The sequence below is a fragment of the Citrobacter sp. wls718 genome (genome assembly GCF_005280945.1).
GTDB classification, from domain to species: Bacteria; Pseudomonadota; Gammaproteobacteria; order Enterobacterales; family Enterobacteriaceae; genus Citrobacter; species Citrobacter gillenii.
This window is the reverse complement of sequence record NZ_SZWV01000095.1, coordinates 1-9814: the sequence shown is the minus strand read 5'-3', so window position 1 is coordinate 9814 and position 9814 is coordinate 1. Positions and strand designations below refer to the sequence as shown.

Genomic DNA, 9814 nt, shown 5'->3' with positions numbered 1-9814 from the left:
GTCACTGAGTGCGCGGGTTCATCCATACTGACACCCGGTCCCGTATAGTTACCGCCGTAGTGTTTCGCCAGGAACGCGCCCACCAATTGTGATTTACCGCCACCACCAGCTGTAATTGTGGCGCTCGGCTCGTCTGCCCGGTGGCCGACGCTGGCCCCAAACTGGCGGGCTATCACTGGCGCAACAAGACAGGCGCGGGATTGCTTCAGAATGGTATGAGCAGGTTTATCCAGCGGGCGCGGTTTAGCCTGGTATTCACTACCACCATTACCCGCCAGAAATGGTGTCAGTGCAGCCTCAACAATCCCGAGAGCATGCCCATTCCCACCTGGACGTTTTGATGTGCCAGCGGTTACCGTCGGGACGGGTTCGGTAACGGGCTGCCCGGTTGCGCCAGTGCGGAATTTTGTCAGATGTGGAACAGCTAACGCGTAACCGTGGGTTTTAGTAATAGTTTGCAAAGGCTCGTCCAGCTTCTGACCGCGGAAACAGTCGTAACTCGTTTTGGTGCTGGTGTGATTGCACTTCACGATAAACGGCGACGCACTTTCGATAACAAAGCGCTGTATGCCGCGCGCGATCCGCTTCAGAGTGTTCTCCGCCAGCGGTTTTTTGCGGTCGAAGATGGACAGGGTCGGAACATTCCAGTCGATACATTCCGCAGCGGTACGCCATGGCATCAGCCTGCCGCTCTGCACCTCCAGAGACTTAGGATCCCCATGGGTTACAACAGGCCACTGAATAGGGAAACCATCGCAGCGCATAACCATGAAGAAACGTTTGCGGATCGTCGGTGCTCCGTAATCACACGCGCGCAGTTCGCGATAATCAACATCATATCCAAGCCCATCCACCAGCTGTTGCGCCTGCTCGCTACCTCTTTCAATAGACAGAAACTCACAAACCTCTGACAGTGCCGGGTGGTCAGCAGGAATGCCAGTGGACAGCATGCCGACAAATGCATTGAATGTTTCGCCAGTACGGGCAGGATCCGGACGCATTTCATCGGCCAGTAGCGGTCCCCACGTTTTGAACTCTTCCACGTTCTCCAGCATCATCACGCGCGGTCGTTTCGCCAGTGCCCAACGCAGAACAATCCAGGCCAGACCGCGTATCTCTTTTTTCACTGGCTTTGCGCCTTTTGCCTTCGAGAAGTGTCGGCAGTCCGGGCTAAACCATGCCAGGCCGACAGGATTACCGCCAGTGGCAGCTACCGGATCCACGTCAAATACGGATTCACAATAATGCAGTGTGTCCGGGTGGTTCGTCTTGTGCATCGCAATGGCGTTTTCGTCGTGGTTGATCGCAATATCCACGCTGCGCCCGATCGCCAGTTCAATACCCGTTGATGCGCCACCGCCACCAGCAAAGTTATCAACGATAATCTCACGCATGGGTTACCCCCTGCATGCTGCTGACCAGTCCACCAGCAGTAGTAATGATTTCGCTGGTTGGCATGCGCTCAAGCCACAGCTGGTTAATGTTCGCTTTCAGCTTATTCTGCTGCGATGCGTCCAGAGAATCAGCCCCCTCAACCTGGTTGAACACCAGACCAACCTCAAGCGGCCAGATACGCGAATCCACACCAGGTAATGCTGCTGGCGCTACAATAGGTTCTTCTTGCTCTGGCACCATGGTGGCTGGTGGCTGAACCTTTCCCGCGGCAAATTCGACCAGTGACATAAACGCCTTCCCTTTTTCCTCCAGATCGGTACGGCTGATGTAGCTGAAACGCTCGCCGCGCCAGGTCTTGTCGAACAAAGCGATTGCACCAGCAAAGAAAGCACCTGTGGGTTTCTGCTTATCGTCGGCAGGAACAAACCACACAGGGAGATCGAAACCAATGCGACCGCGAATAAACATGATGTGATCGGCGTCTTCCGGCCACCATGTTTCACTTGTCGCCGCTTTAATGAGGAACACGTAACGCCCACCCTTTTCACGCATCTCCATTGTGTGATCCATGATGTGGGTCATGCCGGTGATCGCCTGTTTCTCGTGGTACTGAGAGCGGCTATAGGGTGGATTACCGAATGCGGCCCCGCCGATTGACTCCAGCATTTCCGCCCAATCCTGCACCAGCGCGTTATCTTCGGCGGTGTACCATACCGGGCATTTCGCGTTGTCGTCGTCAGCAAACAAGTCCAGAACTAATGGACCAAATAGTGCGTTGATCCCCCAAAAAAGCAGATCCGGTGTCCGCCACTGATCGCCAACCTCTTTCAGTTCGTGGGCTGGTTTGTTGCGCAGTGCCGCCAGAGCCTGGCAATATTTGTTTAACGTCATCCTCTGAACCCCTCTGGAATCGTTGTTTCAACCGGACCAAAAGCCATCACATCGCGCTTTTTCGCACCCCAGTCAGCTCGTTTAGGCCGTCCCTTCTGATCCCAGCGGGTAGCGCTTTGCAGATAGCTCTCGAATTTCTTCGGGCCGAACAGCGTTTCCGGTCGCATGTACTGGTACTGCTCGTCGTTCTCGTGCCAGTGCTCATGCTTCAGGTCGATAACCAGTTGCAGGTCTGCAACGCTGTATCCCTCACGCAGTCGGGCGCGGATGTTCTCCAGGGAAGTTTTTGACTTCTGGTACCGGGATCCGCTGATTTGGTTCAAATGGGTCAGAACCAAAATCGCCTGGTCGGTAATCACAACTTCAGGGTCTGGTTGCGCCGCAACCGGACAAGAGGGTTTTGAAGTTACTTGTGGATCTTGTGTTGATTTTACTGACGGATCCCCGCCAGATTCTGACGGGTCAAAACCGCCGTTTTTGCCGGATTTCGACGGGTCAGTTTTTGAGGTGTCAAATTTTGATGCGTCAGATTTTGATGTGTCAGAATCTGACAGTTGAGAAAATGCGGCAGCCTGAAGTTTCGCCACATTCAGGCGGTACACGTTCGAAGCATTACGGTTACCATTACGGCGCTGTGTACGCGTGAGCCAGCCATCTTTTTCAAGCTTAGCGATTGCCGTTCTGATAGTGCTCGGCCCTGCGCCAAGCTGGCGAGCAATAGTTTCAATGGACGGCCAGCACACGCCCTCATCGCTGCTGAAATCAGCGAGGCGGGCCATGATCGCGACACTAGACAACTTCATGCCCGACGCCGCGCAACCATCCCATACGTAGCCGGTTAATTTAGTGCTCATGATCGTCCGTTATCTCCCTGAACTTTTGCCTGAAATGCTCAAGTGGGCTGAAGCATTCATGTGGATAGCCATCGCGCAGGTAGATAACGCGCTGTGTTTCTGGCTCCCAGCGGATAACACGGACTGGCACTCCACGGTGGTCTTTGAACCTTCGGTTAAGTTCGCGCACAGGCGTTTTGCCCTCCGGTTGTAGACCCCCACAATTGAAACCGCCCTACTGTGGTTACACGGAACCCAGCGGTTTGATAATCTGCGTTCATACCGAAACAACGGAGTACCCGAAACCGGGATCATCCTGAGTTGCGGTAGACGGTTAAAAGCCGTTAAACTGCTCATGCGGATTATTTCTCCATACTCGAAGAGTTGTTCGCCAAGGCGCCCGGAGCTGCACACTCGCGGGCGTCACTCTTTTCAGCGACACAAAAAACTCGATAAAGAAGCGCTACGTGCTCCTGGAACTTCGCGATAACCTGATAGCTGTTTTCCTCAATCTGAGCGCGCTCATCTGCGTCAATCACCCCATCAGCCGTGGCTTTACGTACAAAATTAGAATGACGGCCTATCCATTCGATGGACTCCATCAGGCGCTGGTTGATATCGGCGTTATCCAGATCATCAACATCTGCCAGCGGTACAAATACGCCCTGAGAATGGCGCGCAACGGCATCAGCGATATGAGTTGAACCACCAGCACGTTGTAAAACCATTGCCCAGCCCAGTGGGAAGATCTGGTCGCCGTCAACACGAAGGCGGTTAAACAAGGCGTTCTCTGTCACGCCCAACCATTCCGCCGCCTCGGCATAACCACCAGGTAGATCGGTGATCGTTTTTTTTATCGCCGCCACCAGCCAGGCTGGCTGACGTTCGACTTTCCAAATAGGTTCGTTACCCACAGCTACCCCCTTATTCCTGTGGTTTGAGTTTTACTGAAGCATCGCTACGCTTTTCGTAAAGGTCGGGATGAAAAACCAATTTACCCCCGGTCCGATAGGCTGCTTCAGCTGCACGCCCTTTTGGGATAAGGCGACCAGTTCTATTACGCCACTGGTAAACAGCCTCGCTTGTGATTCCAAAAAATTCGGCAACCTTCTCAGTACTGCCGAAGTAGTTTTCAATGTCATCGGTTGTCATAACGCCTCCTTAGCTAAGTTTGATTAGATATTAATAACCAATCTAACTTTGGTCAATAAAAACTAAGATTGCTTAGCCTTTTAATTTGTTTATGGTGTTCAAATGGAAACTGTCGGTCAGCGCATCAAAGCTCTCAGGCGCATAACCAAAACCTCGCAGAAAGAACTGGGTAAGTTCTGCGGTGTAAGTGATGTGGCGGTTGGGTATTGGGAAAAAGACGTTAATGTGCCAGGCGGCGAGTCACTTGCGAAACTTGCAAAGTATTTCAACACATCAATTGATTACATTCTCTATGGCACTGAGTTTGAAGGCAATCTGATAACCAGGATGCGAAGGATTCCGGTGATATCTTGGGTTCAGGCTGGACAGTTTACAGAATGTAAAGCAGCAGAAGTTTTCAGTGAAGTAGATAAGTGGGTAGAGACATCACTCCGGGTAGGGGATAGTTCCTTTGCATTGGAGGTTAAAGGTGACTCGATGACAAACCCTAATGGGCTCCCGACAATCCCTGAAGGAGCAACAGTCATAGTAGATCCTGATGCAGAGCCACTTCATGGAAAGATAGTCGTAGCTAGGCTTGATGGGACAAACGAGGCTACTGTAAAAAAACTCGTCATCGATGGGCCTCAAAAGTTCTTAGTTCCCTTAAATCCACGCTATCCAAACATTTCAATTAACGGTAATTGCCTGATCATCGGAGTTGTCAAAGGCGTTCAGTACGAGCTTTAACCCACGTCTAACCTTCCTCTTAACATCAAGCTAAGAATAGTTTGGTTTTTTTTCTTGACCTAAAAGCTAAGTTAAGTTAGATTTTATTCATCAGCAGCGAACAGGCAGGACGCCCACGAAGTAGACGCCGGTGGCATATGAATAACCGGATGATTCGCAGGAAACAAAAAAGCGCCCTGATGGACGCTTCGCTCTTTAACAATCTGGATATTACCAACACATTTTTAGAAAGATCGTCTAAGTCGACGTGGCACCTGAACTGGCGGCATGGGTGGAACTTTATCCATTTTAAATTCACTTTTACACAATGGACAGTAATGAATGAAATACCCGCCCATAGAATGAGTGGTTGGACTTGGCTGAAGTATTGATAACTGGCTTTGCTGAAAACAACGCGGGCAAGCATTAATGGCAAATTGATCGTTACTTCCATCTATTAATGCTGAGTATACAAGCGTTCCTCCGGGGGTTTTCAATATCGAATATTCCTGCGTAGCTTTCTTAAAATCCTCTAAAACAGCAAGCTTCGAACGTAAAAGAGCGGCTTCATCTTCCTTTGCTCTAATAGCGTCTCCGAGAGAAAAACACTCCGCCTGCAGGGTAATCAGTTTGCTCTGGAGTTCAATTGTTGCCGCTTTAACTTCAGCATCCGTTTTCGCGTCATTGATAACTTTAGCGAGACCAGCAGTCTCCTTTATAGCGGCCATAGCCGCTGATAGTTCAGCGATCACTTTGAATACTCTGCTTAATGTTGGGGATATCTAGATTAACCGAATCCTTGTTGTTGGGGAATAGCAGGATCCACCGCGCCTGATGTGGCTAAAAGCAGGCCAAAGCAATAACAAGTAACTCCCTGTTCTGGCGGCCCGGTGTTTTCCCGTTTGTCCGGTAACCGCCAGCCTTTTTCAGGGCACAACAGAAAAGGGCATCACCGGGCGACGGGCTCATAACCCAATCCACCCGGGCAAGAGGATGGCGATTGCAGTCGCCGACAAATGCAGGTGCCCTTCTCTGTTGTGTATGGAGAAAGTTCGGCGGTTGCAGCCGCCTTAACGAGGGTAAAACCATGAGTAATGACCGCATGACCGTAGTGCCAGATTTTCTTGGCTTACTGGATACGAGTATGTTTATGAATAAATCAAATCGACACTGGACGCTGCCATGATTAAATTGTCTGTTGGCCTATAGTGTCATTAAGCAAATGAGACAGGGCTTGGAATATTAGTTTTGGCCTCATTAAAGCAATGAATTAACGCTAAAACATGCTAATCTCTCAATGACTTTGACAAAAAACTATCCATAACAGTAAGTTGCAATAAAAACGTACTACACAATACTATGAAGAGGGACTCATGTCATTTACAAGTAACGCATTAGCAAAGAGTATAGCAATACTATCCCCTATTCTTATGCTGGTCGCTTTGGGATCGATACTCATTCCTTTGACCTTAGAAATAAAAGATAAAGCCACTTCAATAGTAAATGTTTCACTACCTACATCTTATGATAAAAAAATAGATACAGATCATCTCATGAACGAAATAAGCACCTATAGGGATGAGATATTTCAGGTAAGAAACACGTTAAGTGCCTTAAAAAATACTTCAACCCTTACCCCAGATAATATACGAATAGAAGCGTTGGAAGTAAAAGTTGATGACATACAGAAAAAGATATCCGCGCTTAATAATATACTTGGAAATAGTCCTGAAAAAGCAATGGCTTTACCTCTCATGAAGAAAGATATGGAGTCATTGAGCACATCATTAAAAGTTATGAGTGATTACTCAGACAAACAGTTAGAACGATTTATAACATTATTTTATTGGATTATTGGTGTTCTAGCTGCAGGCATAATAAGCATAGCCGCAGGACTTTACTTTGGACTAAAGAAAACCAACTAACAATAACCAGCTAATAAACAATATCAAACTACCGGGTGCAGCCGGGATTGTATGGAGAAATATATGCTGAGCCTCGATTGTGTTCCCATCTCAACTTATTGCAAAGAGACTGGCGAAACCCCGGATGCCATCAACAAACGTGTGCAACGTGGAGTATGGCGTGAAGGGGTTCAGGTGCTAAAGGTCGACGGCGTTAAGGAAAGATGGATTGATCTTAATGAGGTTGCAAAATGGGCACGACAGAATCGCCTAAGCTCCCGCGCGGCGTAACCATCAGGAAACACCGCAACGGCGAAACCATCAATATTACTTTCACTTATAAAGGGGTTAAATGCCGTGAGCCCCTTTCTAATCTGGACGTAACTCCTAAAAACATCAAATACGCCGAGCGCACACTCGGCGAAATCCATAACAAGATCGAGAGGGGGACATTTGTTTATGCAGAATACTTTCCCCGTTCTACCCGGTTAAAAATTTTCGGCAACGCTGCCGCAGGCAAAACGGTGAAGATGTACCTGGACGAGTATCTGGTTATCTGTGAAACGAGAAAACTATCCCCTTCAACAATTGGTGGATATAAGAAATGCCGAAGCGCGCTGTCATCACTTCATATTTTTCCTGCAAGTGAGTTGACGCCGGCCGCGCTGAAGACATGGATCCAGAACCAGAAAACAACATTAAAGACTATCCGAAACCAACTGTCATTCCTGCGTTCAGCTTTGGATGAGGCGGTGACGGATGGTGTGCTTCAGATTAACCCTGTATCACTGGTAACAGCCTCCCGGTACCAAAGTGATAAATCGGAAGCAGAAAGCAGCTACGTGGTCGATCCGCTATCGCCCACTGAAGTTGATGCTTTGCTCGCTGCGGCAGGAAACAAGCAGTGGGAAAATCTTTTCCGGTTCGCCATACAAACAGGCCTACGCAGTTCTGAACTATGTGCTCTTCGTTGGCGTGATATCGACTTTATAGGGAGGACGGCCCACGTTCAGAACGCCAGCGTAGTTGGCGTCATCAAAGGAACAAAAACTAAGGCCGGTACACGGAAAGTAGAACTGACTGAAGAGGCATTGGCAGCTTTAGCCAGCCAGAAACTGTTCACTTTTATGAAGGATGAAGCGATATTCGAAGATCCAAAAAGTAACAAACCATGGGCTAGTGCTGACGCAATTAGAAAAAAAGCATGGGTTCCAACACTACGAAAGGCTGGGATTCGTTACCGTAATCCATATCAGACACGTCATACCTTCGCTACTCGCCTGATAAGTCGGGGAGTTAACCTATTCTGGTTGGCAACGCAAATGGGACACAAAGGTCCAGAAATGTTATTTCGACATTACGGTTCATATCTCAAAGAGTATGATGGAAATACATCTTTAAACATAAAAAACAAACAGTAATTTAGATAACACTAATGGCCATCATAGGCCATTAGTTATATCAATGTGTTTTGAATAGCGTAACTCTCAATACCATAATGAGTTACTAATACTGATAAAAACTTATCTTTTGAAGATAAAACATCATCCAACATATTTCTCCGCACTAAAGAGACAAAAAGAGCTGCTGCTCTAGCTTGGCAATTAATAGACTTCGCTGGATTAAATTCAATATCAGTAAAGCCATCAAAATTTAATAAATGGAGAGCCAAGGTTTTATTTTGGTTAAGCGCACTTAAATATAACCAATCATAAAAAGCCGTTCTGGGAATAAGGGGCCATATAGTATTATAAAATTTGAAATTAACCAGACTCCCTGACTCCTTCAATCTCATATCTTTCTTAGCCTCTACAGAGCTTTTGTCTAAGATATCGACATATGGTCCTCCCATTTCAAATACTTTACTTGCCTGAAATGCAGATTCAACGGTAAACTCTTTGCCAAGTTTTTTTGTCTTTATTCTTAGATTAAAGGCACTAAGTTCTACTCCTAGCTCATCCTCAGATTTACTAGAAATCTCCAACAAAGAGTTCACCCCCTGCTCATTCGCAGCTGCATGTAATGCCCTGATCGATTTTTGCTTTTGCGTTTTAGACATTCCTGGTGCCCAAGGGAAGTCTACATCCTTCGTAACGGATAGTACATTACCGGCATTTGTAGGGATGAAAACAGGTCTAACGGCCATAACTTATCCTAAATAATAGTGCCTCTGAGAGTAGAGTGTTCTACCATTAAGATTAGCATAATATCTCTGATGTGTCTGGGGATATAGTCCTTTGAAATGTTCAGCAGATTGTTTGTTAGGGTGAAATGTATTTACAATATATGATGGGTCAATTTTTTCAAACACCAGCACTTCAGCTTGAACATCCGTTGTATATTCAGAAGGAAGGTTTGCATCTCTCTGAATGCCAAACACCTCATCTGAAAACAAAGCACTAAATGCCACATTCCCTTTCATTAACTCAAGATCGTTAAAACGAACATTATTTGATGCTGCGTTAGTGGGGTAAAATGCGCAATTCTTAGTCCAAAGAATGGATGGATTAATCTCTAATATGACCCAGTTACCAGGTTTTAAGCTCCTATATTTCCAAAACATTTTTGCATTAGGGAAACTTATCGACAAACATATCGCATCTAAATGCCCATCGATCCTATCTTCATCGTTGAAATCATAGCTATATTCATTCACTTCATCATCGAGCTCTGAACGTGATAAAAGACCATTTTCTAAAATAGAAGATAGATTGTCGCTATGTGTAAAATGAAACAGTCTAGTAATATTACGTTGTTGAATTACTTCCTGAAGTGTCATTCTCTACATCCATTTGATTGATAAAACAACATACTGAAAATATCATACAAAAAAAGTATCCTCAAAGGGTACGTATGTGATCAGCTTCAAAATAAAACAGTAAATTACAGTTAGTTACCGAGAGTTGGGCGCGGGTTCAACTCCCGCCAGCC

13 protein-coding genes are annotated in these 9814 nt (G+C 46.8%); 4 read left to right on the top strand and 9 right to left on the bottom strand.

Features of this window, described 5'->3' with window-relative positions; all coding sequences use genetic code 11:
- The 6 genes from FDW95_RS17725 to FDW95_RS17700 form a co-directional block, all read right to left on the bottom strand.
- A partial coding sequence (locus tag FDW95_RS17725) for a DNA cytosine methyltransferase (RefSeq protein WP_137363562.1) occupies positions 1-1394 on the bottom strand: 1394 nt, incomplete at its 3' end.
- Positions 1387-2286, bottom strand: coding sequence for a phage N-6-adenine-methyltransferase (locus FDW95_RS17720; RefSeq protein ID WP_115257710.1), 900 nt, complete (start codon positions 2284-2286; stop codon positions 1387-1389). The genes FDW95_RS17725 and FDW95_RS17720, both read right to left, overlap by 8 nt.
- A complete protein-coding gene (locus FDW95_RS17715; RefSeq protein ID WP_115257709.1) occupies positions 2283-3140 on the bottom strand; it encodes a conserved phage C-terminal domain-containing protein in 858 nt (285 codons plus the stop codon). The genes FDW95_RS17720 and FDW95_RS17715 overlap by 4 nt, the downstream gene beginning before the upstream one ends.
- Positions 3130-3309, bottom strand: coding sequence for a DUF4222 domain-containing protein (locus FDW95_RS17710; protein ID WP_003034732.1), 180 nt, complete (start codon positions 3307-3309; stop codon positions 3130-3132). The genes FDW95_RS17715 and FDW95_RS17710 overlap by 11 nt, the downstream gene beginning before the upstream one ends.
- A 172-nt stretch (positions 3310-3481) precedes the next feature.
- Positions 3482-4033 (bottom strand): YmfL family putative regulatory protein, encoded by a 552-nt coding sequence (locus FDW95_RS17705; protein ID WP_049015427.1) that lies wholly within the window; start codon positions 4031-4033, stop codon positions 3482-3484.
- A gap of 10 nt (positions 4034-4043) precedes the next feature.
- A complete protein-coding gene (locus FDW95_RS17700; protein ID WP_003826141.1) occupies positions 4044-4271 on the bottom strand; it encodes a Cro/CI family transcriptional regulator in 228 nt (75 codons plus the stop codon).
- Between the two features lie 102 nt (positions 4272-4373).
- Between FDW95_RS17700 and FDW95_RS17695 the strand changes: the two genes are divergently transcribed.
- Entirely contained in the window at positions 4374-5000 is a 627-nt protein-coding gene (locus FDW95_RS17695) for a LexA family transcriptional regulator (protein ID WP_115257708.1), read from the top strand.
- Positions 5001-5224: 224 nt separating this feature from the next.
- Here the strand turns inward: FDW95_RS17695 and FDW95_RS17690 are convergent, their stop codons facing one another.
- Positions 5225-5731: a hypothetical protein gene (locus FDW95_RS17690; RefSeq protein WP_115257707.1), complete on the bottom strand. Its 507-nt coding sequence runs from the start codon at positions 5729-5731 to the stop codon at positions 5225-5227.
- Between the two features lie 621 nt (positions 5732-6352).
- Between FDW95_RS17690 and FDW95_RS17685 the strand changes: the two genes are divergently transcribed.
- From FDW95_RS17685 to FDW95_RS17675, 3 genes are all read left to right on the top strand, one after another.
- Positions 6353-6904: a hypothetical protein gene (locus FDW95_RS17685; RefSeq protein WP_115257706.1), complete on the top strand. Its 552-nt coding sequence runs from the start codon at positions 6353-6355 to the stop codon at positions 6902-6904.
- A 63-nt stretch (positions 6905-6967) separates the two neighbouring features.
- Positions 6968-7174, top strand: coding sequence for an excisionase (locus tag FDW95_RS23990; protein WP_115257705.1), 207 nt, complete (start codon positions 6968-6970; stop codon positions 7172-7174).
- Positions 7135-8304, top strand: a complete 1170-nt coding sequence (locus FDW95_RS17675; RefSeq protein WP_115257704.1) for a site-specific integrase — start codon at positions 7135-7137, stop codon at positions 8302-8304. The genes FDW95_RS23990 and FDW95_RS17675 overlap by 40 nt, the downstream gene beginning before the upstream one ends.
- A 35-nt stretch (positions 8305-8339) precedes the next feature.
- Here the strand turns inward: FDW95_RS17675 and FDW95_RS17670 are convergent, their stop codons facing one another.
- Together FDW95_RS17670 and FDW95_RS17665 are read right to left on the bottom strand one after the other, a co-directional pair.
- Positions 8340-9029 (bottom strand): hypothetical protein, encoded by a 690-nt coding sequence (locus tag FDW95_RS17670; RefSeq protein WP_115257703.1) that lies wholly within the window; start codon positions 9027-9029, stop codon positions 8340-8342.
- A 3-nt stretch (positions 9030-9032) separates the two neighbouring features.
- Positions 9033-9662 carry a DarT ssDNA thymidine ADP-ribosyltransferase family protein gene (locus tag FDW95_RS17665; RefSeq protein ID WP_115257702.1) on the bottom strand — a complete coding sequence of 210 codons (630 nt, stop codon included), beginning with the start codon at positions 9660-9662 and terminating at the stop codon, positions 9033-9035.
- Between the last annotated feature and the right edge of the window lie 152 nt (positions 9663-9814).